The organism is Parashewanella hymeniacidonis (assembly GCF_016900895.1).
Lineage (GTDB): Bacteria > Pseudomonadota > Gammaproteobacteria > Enterobacterales > Shewanellaceae > Parashewanella > Parashewanella hymeniacidonis.
The window spans coordinates 1-18,631 of record NZ_JAFEUN010000093.1 but is presented as its reverse complement, the minus strand read 5'-3'; the positions used below and the strand labels follow the sequence as shown (position 1 = coordinate 18,631).

At 38.2% G+C, this 18,631-nt stretch carries 12 protein-coding genes; 4 read left to right on the top strand and 8 right to left on the bottom strand.

Annotation, left to right across the window (positions count from 1 at the left end):
• Window positions 1–218: 218 nt before the first annotated feature.
• The 3 genes from JQC92_RS16545 to JQC92_RS16535 form a co-directional block, all read right to left on the bottom strand.
• Window positions 219–920, bottom strand: a complete 702-nt coding sequence (locus tag JQC92_RS16545) for a hypothetical protein (protein ID WP_205000684.1) — start codon at window positions 918–920, stop codon at window positions 219–221.
• Between the two features lie 139 nt (window positions 921–1,059).
• Window positions 1,060–1,644 carry a DUF805 domain-containing protein gene (locus tag JQC92_RS16540; protein ID WP_205000683.1) on the bottom strand — a complete coding sequence of 195 codons (585 nt, stop codon included), beginning with the start codon at window positions 1,642–1,644 and terminating at the stop codon, window positions 1,060–1,062.
• 88 nt (window positions 1,645–1,732) lie between these two features.
• Complete coding sequence (locus JQC92_RS16535) at window positions 1,733–2,491, bottom strand: class I SAM-dependent methyltransferase (protein WP_205000682.1); 759 nt, start codon at window positions 2,489–2,491, stop codon at window positions 1,733–1,735.
• Window positions 2,492–2,743: 252 nt separating this feature from the next.
• Here JQC92_RS16535 and JQC92_RS16530 point away from each other — a divergent pair, with 252 nt between their 5' ends.
• Both JQC92_RS16530 and JQC92_RS16525 read left to right on the top strand, forming a co-directional pair.
• Window positions 2,744–3,712 carry an integron integrase gene (locus JQC92_RS16530; RefSeq protein WP_205000681.1) on the top strand — a complete coding sequence of 323 codons (969 nt, stop codon included), beginning with the start codon at window positions 2,744–2,746 and terminating at the stop codon, window positions 3,710–3,712.
• 89 nt (window positions 3,713–3,801) lie between these two features.
• Window positions 3,802–4,821, top strand: coding sequence for a LacI family DNA-binding transcriptional regulator (locus tag JQC92_RS16525; protein WP_205000680.1), 1,020 nt, complete (start codon window positions 3,802–3,804; stop codon window positions 4,819–4,821).
• 38 nt (window positions 4,822–4,859) lie between these two features.
• On the opposite strand, the gene JQC92_RS16520 is transcribed toward JQC92_RS16525, so the two are convergent.
• The 5 genes from JQC92_RS16520 to JQC92_RS16500 form a co-directional block, all read right to left on the bottom strand.
• Window positions 4,860–6,497 carry an alpha-amylase family glycosyl hydrolase gene (locus JQC92_RS16520; RefSeq protein WP_205000679.1) on the bottom strand — a complete coding sequence of 546 codons (1,638 nt, stop codon included), beginning with the start codon at window positions 6,495–6,497 and terminating at the stop codon, window positions 4,860–4,862.
• A 91-nt stretch (window positions 6,498–6,588) separates the two neighbouring features.
• A complete protein-coding gene (locus tag JQC92_RS16515; RefSeq protein WP_205000678.1) occupies window positions 6,589–8,082 on the bottom strand; it encodes an MFS transporter in 1,494 nt (497 codons plus the stop codon).
• A gap of 159 nt (window positions 8,083–8,241) precedes the next feature.
• Window positions 8,242–10,632 carry a glycoside hydrolase family 31 protein gene (locus JQC92_RS16510; protein ID WP_205000677.1) on the bottom strand — a complete coding sequence of 797 codons (2,391 nt, stop codon included), beginning with the start codon at window positions 10,630–10,632 and terminating at the stop codon, window positions 8,242–8,244.
• Between the two features lie 71 nt (window positions 10,633–10,703).
• Window positions 10,704–12,599, bottom strand: coding sequence for an alpha-amylase family protein (locus JQC92_RS16505; protein WP_205000676.1), 1,896 nt, complete (start codon window positions 12,597–12,599; stop codon window positions 10,704–10,706).
• A 166-nt stretch (window positions 12,600–12,765) separates the two neighbouring features.
• Complete coding sequence (locus JQC92_RS16500) at window positions 12,766–15,594, bottom strand: TonB-dependent receptor (protein ID WP_205000675.1); 2,829 nt, start codon at window positions 15,592–15,594, stop codon at window positions 12,766–12,768.
• A gap of 700 nt (window positions 15,595–16,294) precedes the next feature.
• Here JQC92_RS16500 and JQC92_RS16495 point away from each other — a divergent pair.
• Entirely contained in the window at window positions 16,295–17,908 is a 1,614-nt protein-coding gene (locus JQC92_RS16495; protein WP_205000674.1) for an alpha-glucosidase family protein, read from the top strand.
• A gap of 123 nt (window positions 17,909–18,031) precedes the next feature.
• Entirely contained in the window at window positions 18,032–18,526 is a 495-nt protein-coding gene (locus JQC92_RS16490; RefSeq protein ID WP_205000673.1) for a DUF2799 domain-containing protein, read from the top strand.
• Window positions 18,527–18,631: the final 105 nt, after the last annotated feature.

The window sequence follows — 18,631 nt, the reverse complement described above, 5'->3', positions numbered from 1 at the left end:
AACAGAAAAAGACAAGTTAATGCAACAGAGTATTAGTGGTAATAAGCATCATAGAGCGCCACTAAGGCTGAGTCATATCTAAACAAAAGTGAGCTGATAAATAGCTCACTCACATCACAAAATCATTTCTGAGATATTTGCATATATTAAGTAGCGTCGGGCTGGTTCAACAACCAGATAAGGCGCAGGCTGCGCTACGCCTATCCTTATTTATTAGCCTAGACGACCAATATACTTGATTTTTTGGTTCTCAATGATTGAATGCCATTACAAGCAGGAATACTTAAAACTCCAAATTTATACTTTGGACTGCCATCGTATCGGTCACCGAGCGGTAAACTGCCAACTAGTTTAATAACCAATCTATTGATTTTACAACTCTCAGTGTTTGTTTGTTCAAATGATGAATCAACGCTGAGTGTGACCATAACAATATTGCAGAATACTCCGCTACCACCAGTGTTAGACCAAGTTCGTAAAATATGTACGCCACTGAATGAACAACCAAGGTATTGATATTTAAACCAACCTTCATCATGTTCAGAAGTGACTATGGTATTTTCACCCTCAATATTTTGAGAGGTTATTTTTCCAAAGTATCGATTACTTTTATTTGATTTTTCAATATTTATTGAAACAATTTGATCGCCGGTATCGCTGAGCCAACCACAGAGGTCTTCTAAGATCCTTGGATTTATAAAATCTGAGTCGACGAACGAGTATTTTGTAAAATCAAAATCTCTGACCAATTTACTTTTTGGAGTCAGCGAGAAAATATTTTTACCAATAATTCCATGTATATCATCTCGGAAAAATGCAGCGGTACTCATTAGCAGAACCACTACAGGCTCAGGACTTGGGTCAAGATACAGCCATACAATGCAGCCAATAAATGCTAGAAAATTTATCATTCTAAACATTGACTGTTACTCCTTAGTTCCTTGAGAGGCTAACGCCTGCTTAACAGGCAAATGCTGGTTGGCTATAATCCGAAGCGCAGCGTAGGAGCCAACCAGTATTTGTCCTTGTTGAAGCACTTGTTATGTAACGTTTTGCAAATTAAATAGCGATACATAAAAAGTAAAATACATAAAAAGTAAAATACATAAAGCATAAAATAAAACCTAACAATATAGCCAAAACGCTAAATATTTTTGATTTTGGCTTGGGTTTTAAACCGTAACTGTTTTTCTGTGACGTGCCAGGTAATAAAAACAATAAGATATTTAGCCCTGGGATCCAAAGAACAAATGATAAAGCTAGCTTCCAATTGAGGTCTTGCACTCTAGAACTAGTGAAGAAAACGCTCAGAATGACTGGTAATAGCCATAACCAAGAAGGTGAAATGCTGATATTTGCTGATGAAGTAATACCAACATTTTTAACCATAGAAAAAGTAGATGATGAAGCAAAAGCAATAGACATAAATACTGGAAGAAGTACCCAAGCCATAAATGTATTTAAAACATATTCAGTTCTTCCGTTGCTTGTAGTTTTTACTTTAGCTTTTTCATTTTCAGCTATTTTTTCGACAACCTTTTCACTAATTTTTTTATTGGGTTTAGAAAATAGATTTGAATAACATCTCTGACAATAATTACATGATTCAACTAGCTTAAGTTCTTGCTTATCAAAAGAGCCCATACAACAAGAGCATTTCATCCTGATACTCCGAATTAGTTACATAACGCCTCAATAAGGGGCGCCGAAGGCGTCCCACTTGATTGACTTGTTATATTTTTCTTGCGACGACCTGGATAAGGTTTTTGTTTTTTGTATGATTTTCACTTTTTAGGTTTGAAAGTATGTCCTTGGCGACCCTCGAATAGTTCTCACCAAACTCACGCTTTAAACCATTTAATCTTGCCAGCCGCGCTTCCCAGTTACGCAAAATATCTCTCGATGCTGGGCCATCGAAGTTCAATTCTCGGTCACTGACTTGACTATTCTCGAATATGATATGAAATCCTGCTTGAGATAGAAGTCTGTGAATTTTTGAGCCAAAATCGAAGTCATAATTTCCGCTTTCATGAGAACTTTGCTCAAATCCTTTGACTTGTTCATAAAACTTAGAGGTTGGTGACATATTTCCAGATATGAAGCATGAAATATCTATTAGTGATATCCAACCTCCGAAGTCTATATGCTCATATATCGCTTTTAGGGTACTGGCAGGATTAGGAAGATATGAAAGTGTGAAGCTCGACCAGACTCCTGAAAAATTATCAAGGTTATGGAAGTCTATGTTCTGTATGTCTTCGCAAATATATGTCTGATTGCCTTTTTTGTTCCTTTCACAAAACTCTATAAATTGTTCATTTATATCAAAACCAGTAACTTTTGATGTTTCATCAGATAATAGATCTGAAACTGAACCTACAGAGCAACCAAGATCAAGAACAGAATCACTCTCGTGGATAGGAATATTTACAAGACAAGAATTCCATTCTCTCCACTTTTGTTGGTTCTGATACTCTTCAAGAAGATTCATGTTTACTCGATGTTTAGGAAAAATATAACAGCTTATTAGAAGGAAAAAATCCTGCTTTTACACATCAGACCACTTCCTTTTCTATTTTTTGAATGTAACCAAGTTAACATAAATAACGTTATAATTTCAATCACTAATAGATATCAATATAAATACTCTGTGAGTGAAAGCGGGAATTAATCCTTTTTTCCGGTGGAAAGCGGGAATTTTTGTACTACTGTTAATTTATCCAGCGGAAAAAATTAATTATTTATGAAAAATTCACCTTTTCTCAGCCACATCTCTGAATATATGATTAGCCGCCATTTCGCCAAAAGAACCATAGAGACCTACTTGCATTGGATTAAGGGCTACATCATATTCAATGATAAAAAGCACCCTTCTCAGCTTTCTAATTGTAATGTAGAAAACTATCTCTCTTTTTTGGCGAACCAAAAGAATGTTTCTCCTTCTACACAAAAAATTGCGTTAAATGCGATTAATTTTTTATACAAAGAAATCTTAAAATCACCATTAGATCTTAATTTAGAGTTTAATAAATCTACACGCCAAACCAAATTACCCGTTGTACTGACACCAGAAGAAGTTACTCAGCTAATTGCACACACAGATGCAAATAAAACACTCGTAATAAAATTGTTGTATGGCAGTGGGTTACGATTAATGGAAGCGATAAGGTTACGAGTCCAAGATATTGATTTCGATTATTGTTCGATTATGGTCTGGAATGGTAAGGGGGGGAAGCATCGCAGAGTCACCCTAGCAAAAGAACTTATTGAGCCGTTAAAGTTGCAAATTGAATCTTGTAGGAGCTTTTATGATAATGACATGAATCTCAGTAGTTATTCTGGTGTGTACTTACCTTACGCACTTGCTCAAAAATACCCACATGCTCCTAAGATGTTTAATTGGCACTATTTATTTCCTTCGAATCGTTTGAGCGTCGACCCACATTCAAAACAATGCAATCGACGTCATCATATTGATGAAACCACTGTGAGAAAGGCCGTTCTGATTGCTTCTAGAAAAGCCCAAATAAATAAACGAGTCAACTGTCATACTTTACGCCATTCTTTTGCTACTCATTTACTACAAAGAGGAACGGATATAAGAACAGTTCAAGAACAATTGGGTCACTCTGACTTAAGAACCACTCAAATTTATACTCATGTCATACAAGCAGGTGCAAATGGTGTAAGAAGCCCTTTAAGCGATCTTTAAAAGATTTATAGGTTTGTCAAAGTATGATGTGATAAAGCTATCAATTTGATATATTAGCGTAGCGTTATCGTTACCGTGGAAAAATAATTATGAAAGGGAAAGCAACGTCCTTCGACATTGCCCATCTCGCAGGGGTTTCTCAATCCACTGTTTCTAGAGCTTTACGTAACAGTTCTGTTGTAAAAAAAGAGACCATTGAAGAAGTTAAGCGAATAGCTAAAGAGCTCAATTACAAAGTCGATAAACACGCCAGTAGTTTACGTACTCAAACAAGCAAAACCCTGGCACTTTTAATATTTGCTGATCCAACATCGGATAATTCATTAATTAATCCTTTTTTCTTATCTATGCTTGGCTCTATCACTCAAGCAACGGCTAAAAAGGAATACGATTTATTGCTTTCTTTTCAGCATCATTCTGATGATTGGCATGCAGATTATGAAGACAGTCAAAAAGCCGATGGCATCATTTTACTTGGCTATGGAGATGCAGTTGATTTCGAACCCAAGTTAAAGCAATTAAATGAACAAGGTACTCATTACGTTCGCTGGGGTCCACAGTCAGATAATCATCCTTCAATTTGTTGCGACAATAAAAACGGTGGCCTACAAGCTACAAGTCATTTACTGGAGTTTGGCCATAAGAAAATTGCCTTTATTGGTGATGCATCTGTCCACTGTCCAGAATTTTTTGATCGCTATCAAGGCTATGCTGAAGCCTTAATAAAGTCAGGGCAGCCTATTGAGCCGAAGCTACAGTTAGATGCGATATCTACAGAGCAATCAGGTTATGAAGCAACATTAAAATTACTTGAAAGCCATCAGAGCTTTTCAGCTATTTTTGCAGCTAGTGATCTTATTGCTATTGGTGCCATCAAGGCGTTAAAAGAGAAAGGTAAACACATCCCTACGGATATTAGTGTTGTTGGGTTTGACGACATTCAAATCGCACAGTTTATGAACCCACCTCTAACTACAATTAAACAAGATACCGTCAAAGCTGGTGAGGTATTGGTTGATATTTTAATTGATAAAATTCAGGGTAATGATCAGAAACAAATCTTTTTAAGCCCAGAGTTAATTATCCGAACATCAAGTAAACCAGTTTAGAACATAAGAAAGCCCCATGCATGGGGCTTTCTTATCGATTAAAGACGACCAAGTCGATGCGCCATTGAGTTTCTGAGCGCTTTAAGTAAGTCAGGCGATGTAACTTCTTGATTGAGCAAAAACACTTTAACACTATGTGGATTTAAACGAATCGATTTACTTGAGTTCAGCTCTTTTTGAGTACCCTCAAGTGCTTCAACCCACTTTCCAGCTGGTAAGTTATTTGGCAACTTGAACTCTTGTGAACTCTCACCTTTATTCAATAAAACTAATGCGGTTTGGTTCACACCTTGATACTGATAGATACGATAAAACATAGCTTTATCGTTGCTCAGTTCTACAGGAATTTGAAGCCCTTTTTGCAATGCAATGTTTTCTTTTCGTACTTTAGCGATTTTTGCTAAGTGTTCAGTAATTTTATTGTTCTTTGCTTTAGCGATATTGTCGATACCGTAATAATTGCGGTTACCAAAATGTTCGCCCTTCCCTCGCTCAAACCCAATTTCACTGCCGTAATAAACAACTGGAATGCCACGTGCCGTAAATAGCCAATTGTGAGCATCAATAAAGCCATGATCAGTCGCATTCATACGAGCCATGTCGTGGTTATCGTAGAATGTAGTTAACATATAAGGGTTTGCGTAAGGACCATTAACTAAATGCAAGGCTTCATTTAAATGCTCAAAGCCTTTACCACTCGCAAAGACTTCATCTAATGCTTTTTTTAATGGAAAATCCAATACGCTCATACCACCAAATTTAGGGTATGTGTATCGAGCTATATCATTGGCATCGTACGAGTAAGCTTCACCAAACATAAATAAATTCGGATAATGCGCACGAATTTTCTGAGTGAACTTACCCCACACTTCTGCAGGAACATGCTTTACAGTATCAATACGAAATGCTGACGCCCCCTCACCTAACCATTGAAGATATGCGCCAACAAAATAATTTAGGGCTTCATCGTTTTCGACATTGATATCAGCAAGCTGTGCTAAATCCGGCTTCGTATAAAACCAACTGTGCATGCGCTCGGTTTCAGGCTGCAAACGTTCAGGTGATAAGTTCATGTGATCGGCCACCAATTTGCCGCTTTTGTCATACAACTTGCCAAATTCAGGTTGTATGGTAGGCATGGTATAAGCTGGTGAGCCGTGATTTATCACAACATCTAAAATCGTTTTGATGTCGTGCTTAGCAAATTCTTCATTTAATTGCTTGTAGTCGAGGTTTTTAGACGGTAAGTGTTTATCAAGTTGATAAAAATTGACTCCCCAATAACCATGATAACCAGACTTTCCTCTATCCATAGCAAATCCGGTCGGTTTGATCTCGTAACCGCCTGTGAATGCTTCTGCAGGATTTTGAATGATTGGCGTCATCCAAATTGAAGTGAACCCAAGGTCTTTGATGTATTGGGCTTGATCGAGAAGACCTCTAAAGTCTCCTCCCAAATAGCCTACGTTAGCTTGTTCGCCTGTTGGCCAATTTATTGGCTGATCAAAACCAGAGTCATTTTCAAAATTATTACTTTTATCGCCATCAACAAAACGATCAGTAACCACGAAGTAAACATTTTCTTTCGCAAATGGATGCAAAGTGCCATAAAAATCTTCAGCTTGAACCGGTGTAAAGCAAGCTGACATCGTCAACGCTAATGCTATTTTTTTCATTATAGTTATTGCCCTATAGCATGAATTTTATTGATATCTAATAAAATGAAGGATACTGGGTGCCCACAAACGCAGGCACAACAGTTATAACTTATTCATTGACTTCTTTTGTTACTCGTAGGGCAAATAAGCCTGAAATAACTAAGCTAATTGCACCAATGAGCAATGCATAAAGTGGCTGATTATCAAAACCAAGTCTCAATAATAGACCTAGGACACTTGCTGCTAATAGTTGTGGTATCACAATAAAGAAATTAAATATCCCCATATATGTGCCCATCTTATTAGCTGGTAACGAACCTGCAAGCATCGCATAGGGTAATGACAAAATCGAAGCCCAGGCAAAACCAATACCTATCATTGAGATGATCAGGTAATCAGGATCTTTAATGACTAGGAATAAGGCTAAACCGATGGCACCAAGCAGCAAGTTGATAAAATGTGTTTTGCGTAGTCCAATGGCTTTTACCATATACGGAATAAGGATTGCAGCTAATGCAGCAAAACCGTTATACGCAGCAAAAAGCACCCCAACCCAGTTAGCACCATCGTTATAGGCCACAGATGAAGGGTCAGAACTGCCAAAATGAACCGACGTAACGGTTGCTGTGGTATAAATCCACATTGCAAATAATGCAAACCATGAGAAGAATTGAACTACGGCCAGTTGCTTCATCGTAGTTGGCATCGTAAACAGGTCCTCAAAAATACTGTCAAAACCAGTAATTTTAGAATCACCTTTGCGTCGCATTGATACAATTAATTGCAGCAAACCAAAAAATGCGATGCTGATCGTTAAGACATAAAGCTGTTTATCCCACTGATTATCAAACACCAAGAATGTTGACAACAAGCCAGTTGCAAGCCAACCAAGGCCATTTCTTAAAAAGCTCTGTGCAGAAACAGTAAGTTTTTGATCACCGTCAGTTACATTTGAATCGCTAAATGACGCTAACTCTTCTGGCGAGTATTCTTTTGTCGAAAACACCGTCCAGCAAATGGCACTAAGTAAAACGACAGCACCGGCATAAAACGAGTATTTAACCGTATCAGGAATATGACCTTCTGCAGCATGGTTTTCAACACCAAAATGAGCTAAAACCCAAGGTAACATTGAGGCAACAACGGCACCGATACCAATAAAGAAACTCTGCATTGAGTATCCTTTAGCTTGCTGATTTTTTGGCATGTTATCAGCAACGAAGGCTCTGAATGGTTCCATAGAGACGTTTATTGAAGCGTCCAGAATCCAAAGCAAGCCTGCTGCCATCCACAAGTAACTTGCGTTTGGCATTAACACTAAAGCTAAACTGGTGAAAATTGCACCATAAAGGAAATAAGGTCGACGTCTACCTAAACCCGTCCATGTTTTATCACTAAAGTGGCCAATGATTGGCTGTACTAATAACCCTGTTACAGGCCCTGCAATCCATAGAATTGGGATCGCATCCATTTCTGCACCAAGGGTTTGGAAAATACGGCTCATATTGGCATTTTGTAAAGCAAAACCAAACTGGAGGCCTAAGAAGCCAAAACACATATTCCAGATTTGCCAAAAGGTTAACTGCGGCTTATCGTTCGCCATTCGAGTTTCCTTATTTTAGTTTTTTCATCCGATAAAATCGGCTTTTATAGTTGCCTAATATTATCGGGCTTAAGTGACTTTAAACACTTTTTACATACGTATTCAAAACAACAAGGGCTCGCTTGAGCCCTTGTTTCATTCAGAATCTAATCTATTCGACTAGAATTCTACCTTAACTTTCTGCGTATTAACCCATTGGCTTGCAAAGTTTAATCTTTCATCATTCCATTTAAACATGACTTTTTTGTCATTAACGTACACAGCTTTTGGCTTTTTGGTCACGTTATGTAAGACAAATGAGAGTTGACGTTTTTTCAGTGCTGATGCGTAATTATTCAAGTTACGTGATAGCTCAATGTTTAATTCTTTACCAGTAAAGTTAAACTCAAACTTCGCTAGCTCAAACTTTTCATCTTCAATGCTATTTGGATTGGTTCCATTATCTTCATACATTTGTCCATGAGCACGTTTCACCGAGTCATCATGATAATAATGCAAGGTTAAATGTTGTGTTGTGTAATCTTTCGTTGATTGCACGGCCTCAACCATAGGGATGAAGCTTCCTGCTTTAACCATCACAGGTAATGTTTCTAAGTCTGTCGGTTGAACTACCGTTTGGTTACCTACGTATCGAGTACCATTGAAAAAATCGAACCAAACCCCATTTGGCAATTCAACCTGCACTTCTTTTACATCAGGATCTACGACAGGTGTTACTAAGAATGCATCGCCCCACATATAACTCTTAGCATTATCAAACGCTTTATTTGAATTTTCAGCAAACATTAACGGACGCATAAGAGGCACACCAGTAGTACTGTTTTCAAACGCTAGCGTGTAGTTATAAGGCAGTAACTGGTATCTCAGCTTAATATACTTACGAACGATGTCTTTTGTTTTCTCATCATGAAAAACAGGCTCGGGAGCAATATTGTCTTGTGCATGTGGGCGATATACTGGCTGGAAAACGCCATACTGCAGCCATCGAGTATAAAGTTCAGGATCAAACTTCTCACCGCCTGCAAACCCGCCTAAATCTGAGTGAGTGTAACCCAAACCTAATAGACCCATTTGTAAGCTAAGCTCAACCTGTGGTTTTAAGCCGCCCCAACTTCTACTGACATCGCCTGTCCAAGGGATCATGCCATAGCGTTGAGAACCTACAAAGCCAGAACGCATCATGATCATATGGCGCTGCTCAGGTTGAGCTTGCTTTAACTTCTCAGATAGATTTTTTGCCCATTGGTGACCGTAAACATTGTGGATTTCATTAGCGGTTGCCGTTGGTGAACCTTCAACGATATCTAAAGTATGAACCGTATCGTGCGGATGAACTTCTGGCTCACCTAAGTCGCCCCACCAGCCAGCGACGCCTTGCTTCAGTAATGGCTGATACTTTTCCCAAAACCATTTCTGCCCGTTGTCAGAAAACACATCAATAAGCCCTGAATTCCCAAAATAGAAATCCCACGTTTTTACATCGCCAGCAAAATTCTTAGCAAGTGCCTCAGCGGATACCGCTTCATCCCATCGTTTAGACGTTGAAAGAATAAAAGGCTCGGTGATTAAAATGGTATTGACGCCTTTCTCTTTGAAATCGGCGATCATTTTTTCAGGCTCAGGAAAGCTGTCGTTATCCCAGGCAAGGTTACCCATGGTGCCTTTGATCTCTTTACCAAACCAAAATAAATCTAAAACAACAGCATCAAGAGGAATATCTTGGTCAATAAATGCGTTTACTGTGTCTTCAGTTTGTTGCTGAGTTTTATAACCAAAACGTGAAGCAAAATTACCAAACGCCCAACGTGGTGGCATTGGCTGGCGACCTGTCACCTCTGTTAAGTTTTCAATGAGCTCTGGATATGTTTCACCTGCGGCAACAATATAAGCGCTTCGGCCGCCTTCAGCTTCAAATTGAAGTACGTCTTTGTCAGTTTTACCAAAATCAAGCCAGCCGTTTGCTGAATTGTCAAAAATGAGCGCATATTTATTGTTAGACATTACCGCTGGTAAGCCGTAATACATTTGTTCTGCATGTGTTGTATAGCCGTAAGACGCTTTATTGTATAAAGGTACCCGTTGACCACGACGATCCATACCTAATACACGCTGCCCGCCACCAGCTAATTTTTCACCTTCTTCTAGCTGAAATCGAAAACCACGAATGTTATCGTGATTAATCAAGCCCGATTCTTCTGAAAGAATCTGTTCGTCGTTATGAAAGTAACTCAGTTTGAAAGGCTGCTTTTGAATGTTAACGGTCAAGTCGTCCAGTTTGTAGCGATAACCGTTTGAAGTTTTCGATAACTTACCTTTTGAATACGTTACGTCTTCAGCAATCGAAAATGAAGGCAATTGCTTCATTCCTTGCACTTGATAATGAACGCTGACGGCCCCTTCACCGATGGCATCGACAATGACTTTGTATTCATCTGTTTTTAGAACAAGGTGCTTGCCTTTGAATTCAGCTGATTCAAGATCCGCAGCCAGTGGTGATGTTGAAAAGGCACCTAAAGCTATGGATATTGAGAGCGTTAATTTTTTTATCATAATTTTATAATTCTTTTATTGCTTACGAAGGTGAAAGTAAAATGTTTACCTTCCCCTTTTATCCTGAAAGATTAAAGTTGCACTTCTAATATACGAGACATCAATGGGTTCAAAGATAACGATGAGCTTCCGACACCATCTTTGACGGCTAAAGAATATTCACCACCGTTCAATCGATCGATTAACCTGTATTCGCCGTCTTTCAGCTCCAATTTGCTCACTACTGAAACTGGTAACTGATATTTAACGTTAGCAATGTCGGTTTGAGAGAAATTAGACATTACGACCAATTTTTGTTTGTCGTCAAAACGAACATAGCTGTATAAGTCGCCGTTATAGCCTTGCGATTGCTGGTTAGCTTTATGCGTAGAAATAAATTCGCCCATTAACGCACTTGAACCACGAGTGAAATTAAGCAGTTTTCGATAATAGGTTTGTAATGCTTTTTGATCGGCAGATAGCAAAGCACCATCAAACTTACCACCATTCATCCATTGTTGGTGAGCGGGTACGCCCCAATAATCGAAAATTGACGTTCGGCTTGCTTTACCAAACCCTGCATCTTTCTCACCTTTTTCACCGACGGTTTGACCAAAGTAAATCATAGTCGGGCCTTTACCCATCGTCGCTGAAACCACCATCGCTGGCAGTGCATTCTCAGCTGCGCCGGCAAATTCAGGGCTAGCAATACGTTGCTCATCATGATTTTCTAGGAAGTGCAGTAAATTTTCATCGATGTCTGCATACATATCTGCCACTTCATCTAACACATCTGTATTACGTTTATCTTGGATGATTTCTTTTAAGCGGTCATACAAATCAACTTTATCGTAAAGGTAATCCATCTTTCCTAAGTGAATAAAGTCACGGTAGATTTTTGGTTGGTAAATTTCAGCTAATAAGAATGCATCAGGATTCTTCATCTTGATATGGCTGTTCATGTAGCTCCAAAACTCGACAGGCACCATTTCAGCCATATCATAACGGAAACCATCAACGCCTTTTGCAGTCCAATACAATGCGATATCTTTAAACTTAACCCATGAGCTTGGTACTTCTTTACCTTGCCAGAATTCAAAGTGCGCTTTAACATCTTTATCCGCATACTCTGCGGGTAAGGTAGGGAAATCGTAAGAGCCATCAGGACGAACACCATAATTCACTTTTACGGTTTCATACCAATCGTGGAAATGTGGTTGAGATTTACGAGAACCGTTACCCGTCCATTTAGCTGGCTTTTCAGTGAACTCACCGTCAATCATCGGGTGCTTTTCGCCACCGAGTACTTGATAACCATCTAACCATTCAGGTAATTTAAAATCTTCGCCTTTAACGTAATAAAAGTTATTGTGCTTGGCGTAACTCAATTCTGAGTTATCAGACTCACCAAAATCTTCAACACCTTCAGGTTTAGACAGCGATTTATAATTACGAGCAATGTGGTTTGGAACAATATCAATAACAGCTTTTAAGCCGTTACTGTGAGTACGTGCAACGAGTGCTTCGAACTCTTGAAGACGATTTGCAGGATCGACCGCTAAATCAGGGTTCACATTATAGTAATCTTTAACTGCATAAGGTGAGCCAGCACGACCTTTAATCACTTCAGGATCATCGTTGCTGATACCGTAAGCGGTATAGTCACGCACTAAATCATGATGAAGTACACCTGTGTACCACACATAATTCGCACCTAAATCTTTAATGGCCTTTAAAGCTGTGTCATCGATGTCGTTAAATTTACCAACACCGTTTTCTTCAACGGTGCCCCATTCTTTATTGGTGGTTTTTGTATTACCAAATAATCGAGTAAACATTTGGTAAACGATCACTTTACCCTGTTGTTTTTTTTGAGATTCAACTTGTATCTGAGGTTCTTCATTATTTTTTGAACAAGCTGTAAGCCCCAATCCACTGGTAATACATAAAGAAAGTGCTGATAAAAGAAATGATTTAGTTTTTTTCATTGTTAATCCTTTTTGTTGATACCAAATAACTCAACAAATGAATGAAATTATTTTTCTGATACTAACTGTTTTTACTAAAAAATATTTTTGAATTCGTATTCAATAATTAAAAAAGACTCTTAAGAAAAAAGCCCTGCACAAGGCAGGGCTATCGATCAGCTTTTGATTACAGGGAGTAGTTAAAGCCTAAGAAATATTGGCGACCGAAGTTTTGAATCGTACCTGTTTGATGTTTCTCACCAAAGTAGGTTTTATTCGCTTCATCTGTAAGGTTATTAATTTGGAATAATAGTTTTAGACCATTTTCGAATGCATAAGATGCTTGATAATCAAAGATCGTTTCAGCTTCGAAGAAGGCTAGCTGTGATTCAACTGCAACTTGTTCAGAAACATATTCACTACGATAACGCATGCTTAAACGAGTATCAAAACCGTCTAATGTATAGAATAAAGTAGTATTCACGACATGCTCAGATAGACCCGGTAGTGGAATATCTAAAGTTGAACCACTCAAATTCGTTGTAAATTCAACTTCACTATCAGAATATGAATAGCTACCAGTGAAGCCTAAACCACTTAACGCATCAGGTAAGAAATCAAAGATTTGGGTGTAACCAAGCTCAAGTCCTCGAATATAACCACCATTATCATTATTGATCGCAGTTTGATATTGGCCTTGATTTTTAACAACGTCGAATTCAACACCGTTATCAATTACCGTGTCAGGAATAATAAAACCTGGAACACCTTCGAAGTCGAAAGGATCAATTGTTATATCATTAATGAACGACTTAATATCTTTGTAGAAAAGCGCAAAAGAAATTGCACCTTCGCTTTCGGCAAAATAACGCTCATAAGATAAGTCATATTGATCTGCATAGAAAGGATCTAACAACGGGCTTGTATTACCCCAAGAGTTATAAGCTCTCTTTCCGTTATAATCTGAATACCAAGATCCATTACCTGATTTCAGTTTATCAATCGGTGGGCGAGCCATTACTTTAGCAGCTGCGAAACGAATTTGATCATTTTCAGTTAAGTGAAAGTTCAAATTCAATGACGGTAAGTAATCAGTGTAAGTTTTACCTGCACGATTACGGATATAATCAGTACTGATATTTCCTTTATCATCTGCGATTTCTTCACCTAAGCCAAAACCTACTTGGCTTAAACCTGTACTATATTGCTCAGTGCGAACAGCACGAATGCCAACATTACCAGTAACATTAATATCACCAAGGTCGAAATTTAAATTACCTTGAACATAACCCGCTAATACATCTTCGGTAACTTTACCACTTTGAATCAGTGTCCAGTTATTATCCCAATTTGCAGTAGGAGAAAATGGATCTTGACCAGTTGCAGCCAATTGTTGATTGACTAAGTCTACAGCTTTATCAAAATCAATTTTTAAGAAACTAGGATATCCCGATAACTCACCACCAAAATCAACAACACTTACCATATCATCTGTTAAGCGTAATGCTAGTTGATTAGGACTATTAGCACTAAATTCGAAACCATACCCAGCTTGTGAGCGTTGAGCATTAAATTCGCGATCTGAATAGCGAGCACCAAACTCCACTGAACTAAAGAAGTCATTTTCTAATTCATATTTAAAATCAAGTTTATAAGCAACTAACTCATTTTGTTGATCATAAGGCCACATACCTACTTCTTTTAATGCAAGCGTGCTGGTATCGGTAAAGCTTTGCGGTGAAGTAAACTTACCTTGGTTTAAGCCATCTAACTGATACGAAATAGTATTGCGAGAGCGAACTTGATTTTCGATATCGTCAAACAAAACCGCACGAGTCCCGCCATTTACAAATTTACCATCTGCTTCTGAATAGCTAATATCAGCAGAAATTGTCCAAGCTTCCCCGTCATTCCACTCAATATTAATGGCACCAGAAGTTAGCTCGGTGTGTTTAGAATCATTATCATTGACGACGAAAACAGCAAAATCTTTAAGGCTACCATCATCATTTAAACCAGTAGTAAAATCACCACCTGTTAAAGAACCATTTTCAATAACTGCATTGGAAACATCGGCATTTTTTAGACTTTTAATACGAAAACCACGAGCAAAATTTTCCGAATCAAATTTAGAATGAAAGACATCTGTTTTAATGCTTAAACGATCTGATGGTTGCCAGTGGATAGCAGCCATATAACCATCACGTGTATCTGAACCACCTTTTTGTTGTGGCTCAAAACCCTCACTAATTTGTTCTTTTATGCCGTCACTATTAACATCTTTAAAATCATCGTTAAAACGTAGGCCGATAAACTGACTAGAGACATACGGTTGGTATAAGTGAGCATAACCTGCTGCAATACCCAAAGTATCCTCTAAAAACTTACCTTGATAAGAAAGACTAAAACGGTTGCCATATTCATCCGCATCAGAAACTTGATCAGAACGATCATTATAGGCGCCACGCAAATTAACGTTAAATGAGTGCTCTTTATCATTTTGCAAAGGGTCAGCAGTTTGCAATTCAACCGTTCCCGCTACACCACCTTCAATAAGAGACGCCTTTTGCGATTTATAAACTGCGGCTTGATTGATTAATTCTGAAGGATATTGATCAAACTCAATCGAACGTGAGCCACCTGTGGTGACCTGTTCACGACCATTTAACGTTGCAAAAACAAAGCCACCATCTAAACCGCGAATATTAAGACCGCTCGCTTGTCCACCAGTACGAACAGCCGTTACACCTGGTAAGCGAGTTAATGCATCTGCAATCGATACATCAGGTAGCGCACCTAAGTCGTCTGCTGAAATAGTTTCAGATACTGTATCGTTAAAACGTTTTGCGTTTAAAGATTTGATTACACTAGTTCTGAAGCCCGATACTTCAATAACTTCAATATCTTCTTGCTGAGCTTCAGCTTTTTTCGCTTCTTCATCGGCAGCATATGCTGTAGAACTTAACCCTGCTGCAAGTAAAGCAAGCGTCAGCATGCTTGGCTTAAACGGTGACATAATATCTCCATGTCAGTAGTTATTATTATTTATGGCTAAAATGAGCGGGAGTTATTATGAAAACTACTTATTTCCGTTCCGCTTCAACTTAATTTCAGCCGTTCCAGTCCTAACAGTTAAATGCAACTTATAGGCACAAATTCATCACGGAGCGATGTTAATCAAATGCATATATGTCAAACAAACTTTTACATACGTATTCAGGTTTCAAATTATAAAGGCTTTGGTCACAAAATTTTAATAAATATTTGTTATTACTTTTGAACCTTATATAACAAATCATCACTAAGCTATTGAAAATAAATAATTTAAAATTTTCAACCGTTATTATCACTTCAGTATTAACCCAATGAATTTATAGGATGTTTTTACAGATTAATTAGTATAAAACGCCACGCATTTTTATATATTTTGGAAAAAATAAACACAATTATCGACAAGATCTATTTTAAATTACATTTTTAACAAATATTACAAATTACACCTATTACCATGCTGAAAAGTACTCTAATTAGCCCTCAAATCACAACCAACTGACCATAACATGTAATTATATTTCATAAGCGTAAGTTAAAGACTGAATTCGTATGCACAATGACGAATTGACTGTGTTTGTTTACTATTTGCATAATTTTAAAATGTAATACTAGAAACTCACTTTTTGAGTGTTACTTTCTGGACAAAGAGACGAGCATTAAAGATGAATCAATCTGAAATTAAGTGGTGGCAAGGGGCCATGATTTACCAAGTCTACCCACGCAGTTTTGCTGATAGTAATGGTGATGGCATTGGTGATCTAAAAGGCATTACCAATAAATTGGATTACATTGCTAGTCTCGGTGTTGATGCCATTTGGATTTCACCTTTTTTCAAATCACCAATGAAAGACTTTGGATACGATATCGCAGACTATAGAGATATCGACCCCCTCTTTGGTGATATGGCTGATTTTGATGAACTGCTCGAACAAGCTCATCAACGCAATTTAAAAATCATGATCGATCAAGTACTGAGTCATACATCTAATGAACACGCCTGGTTTACTGAGAGTCGTGCATCAAGAGTTAATGACAAATCAGATTGGTACGTTTGGGCTGATGCAAACCAAGATGGCACTCCACCTAACAATTGGATGTCTATTTTTGGTGGCGTTGCTTGGCAATGGGAGTCCCGTCGTCAACAGTATTACTTACATAACTTCTTGTCTTCTCAACCTGATCTCAACTTTCATAACCCTGATGTTCAACAAGGGGTATTAGACAACGTTGAGTTTTGGCTGAAAAAAGGTGTTGATGGTTTACGTCTTGATGCAATTAACTTTTGTTTTCATGACGCTGAATTGAAAGATAACCCAGCAAAACCGATTGATAAACGCCAAGGTCGTGGTTTTTCTGAAGATAACCCTTATGCCTTCCAATACCATTATTATAATAACACTCAACCAGAGAACTTAGCCTTTCTTGAACGTTTACGAGATCTAATGGATAAGTACCCAAATACTGCGGCATTGGGTGAAATATCTTCTGAAGACTCATTAGCAACAATGGCTGAATACACCGAAGAAGGTCGTATTCACATGGGTTATAGTTTCGAACTTCTGACGGATGATTACAGTGCACAGTACATTCGTGAAACGGTGCAGACTCTTGAAGAAAAAGTAACAACTGGCTGGCCTTCTTGGTCAGTGAGCAATCATGATGTACAGAGAGTTGCAACCCGTTGGGGCAAAAACGACAACAACGCTGAACAATGTAAGATGATCACGGCACTGGTTGCTAGTCTTCGAGGTAGTATTTGTTTTTATCAAGGTGAAGAGCTTGGTCTTCCTGAAGCAAATATTGAATTTGAAGATCTACAAGATCCTTATGGCATCACTTTCTGGCCAACATTTAAAGGACGAGATGGATGTAGAACACCAATGCCATGGCAACAAGACCAAAAAAATGCTGGATTTAGCATTAACAAACCATGGTTACCTGTTGTTGAGGAGCACAAAGCATTAGCTGTAAATGTTCAAGATAATGACAAAAACTCTATTTTGAATAATTTCAGAAGCTTTATGGCTTGGAGAAAACAGCATAAAGCATTAGTTGCGGGTGATATCGAGTTTATTGAAACTGAAGAGCCACTACTTATGTTTAAGCGTTCTTTTGATGGTGAAACGATATTCTGCGGTTTTAATTTATCAAATGAAGCGGTAAGTACTTCACTTCCGATGAGTTTAGAAACCATTAATAATCCAGTTAGGTCACAAGCTGAAATATCTGGAAATGAGGTTACGTTCCCACCTTATTCTGTCTTTTTCGCTAAATAATCTGCTTTCTCGGCAAAGTTAATGATTCTCCCTGATGATTTGCAGGCTACCTCAGCCTGTAGATCATTGTTTTTTTCCTTTCTTCTCTCGTATACTCGTTTTACAACAAAAATGGGGGGCGCTATGAAACGTTTATTATCACTTTCAATTATTTGTCTTATTTTATCAGGCTGCCAAACTATCTCTCCTGAAGAGTGCAAATCCGCTGATTGGTATAACCGTGGAATCAATGACGGGTCAGATGGACTAAAAAGATCAATCCTGCAAAGTTACACACAAGAATGTGCCGAAGCTGGTATCAGCGTGAATTCAGAGGAATGGCGCAGAGGCTACAAATTTGGTTTACAATCCTATTGTACTGCAGAAAATGGCTACTTTGTGGGTAGCAAGGGCTTATCTTATAATGGTGTTTGTCATAATCGAGAATTTCTTGAAAACTATAAACTTGGCAACAAAGAGTATCAATTAGAACAAAAGCGTCAAAGCATCAGAAACGAAATCAATCAGCTCCAAGATAAACTCCATAATGAAACCGATAAATCAAAACGAAAAGAGTTACGTAAAAAAATTGAGAGACTTGAAGATCGTTTAGATTCACTCTATACCCATGATACCTGAAGATGCTCGATTTCAGCGAGAATGCACAACTTGTTAATCAAGGTGACGGTGTGCGGCAATAGTGAGCTATTGTTAGCACTGGTAACGAAGAGTAACAAGCTGTGC

Bases quoted from the DNA above. Each gene is read 5' to 3' on its own strand.
- JQC92_RS16545 (WP_205000684.1), bottom strand. From the start codon at position 920: ATGTTTAGAATGATAAATTTTCTAGCATTTATTGGCTGCATTGTATGG.
- JQC92_RS16520 (WP_205000679.1), bottom strand. From the start codon at position 6,497: ATGAAAAAAATAGCATTAGCGTTGACGATGTCAGCTTGCTTTACACCG.
- JQC92_RS16525 (WP_205000680.1), top strand. From the start codon at position 3,802: ATGAAAGGGAAAGCAACGTCCTTCGACATTGCCCATCTCGCAGGGGTT.
- JQC92_RS16495 (WP_205000674.1), top strand. From the start codon at position 16,295: ATGAATCAATCTGAAATTAAGTGGTGGCAAGGGGCCATGATTTACCAA.
- JQC92_RS16510 (WP_205000677.1), bottom strand. From the start codon at position 10,632: ATGATAAAAAAATTAACGCTCTCAATATCCATAGCTTTAGGTGCCTTT.
- JQC92_RS16505 (WP_205000676.1), bottom strand. From the start codon at position 12,599: ATGAAAAAAACTAAATCATTTCTTTTATCAGCACTTTCTTTATGTATT.
- JQC92_RS16500 (WP_205000675.1), bottom strand. From the start codon at position 15,594: ATGTCACCGTTTAAGCCAAGCATGCTGACGCTTGCTTTACTTGCAGCA.
- JQC92_RS16540 (WP_205000683.1), bottom strand. From the start codon at position 1,644: ATGGGCTCTTTTGATAAGCAAGAACTTAAGCTAGTTGAATCATGTAAT.
- JQC92_RS16490 (WP_205000673.1), top strand. From the start codon at position 18,032: ATGAAACGTTTATTATCACTTTCAATTATTTGTCTTATTTTATCAGGC.
- JQC92_RS16535 (WP_205000682.1), bottom strand. From the start codon at position 2,491: ATGAATCTTCTTGAAGAGTATCAGAACCAACAAAAGTGGAGAGAATGG.
- JQC92_RS16515 (WP_205000678.1), bottom strand. From the start codon at position 8,082: ATGGCGAACGATAAGCCGCAGTTAACCTTTTGGCAAATCTGGAATATG.
- JQC92_RS16530 (WP_205000681.1), top strand. From the start codon at position 2,744: ATGAAAAATTCACCTTTTCTCAGCCACATCTCTGAATATATGATTAGC.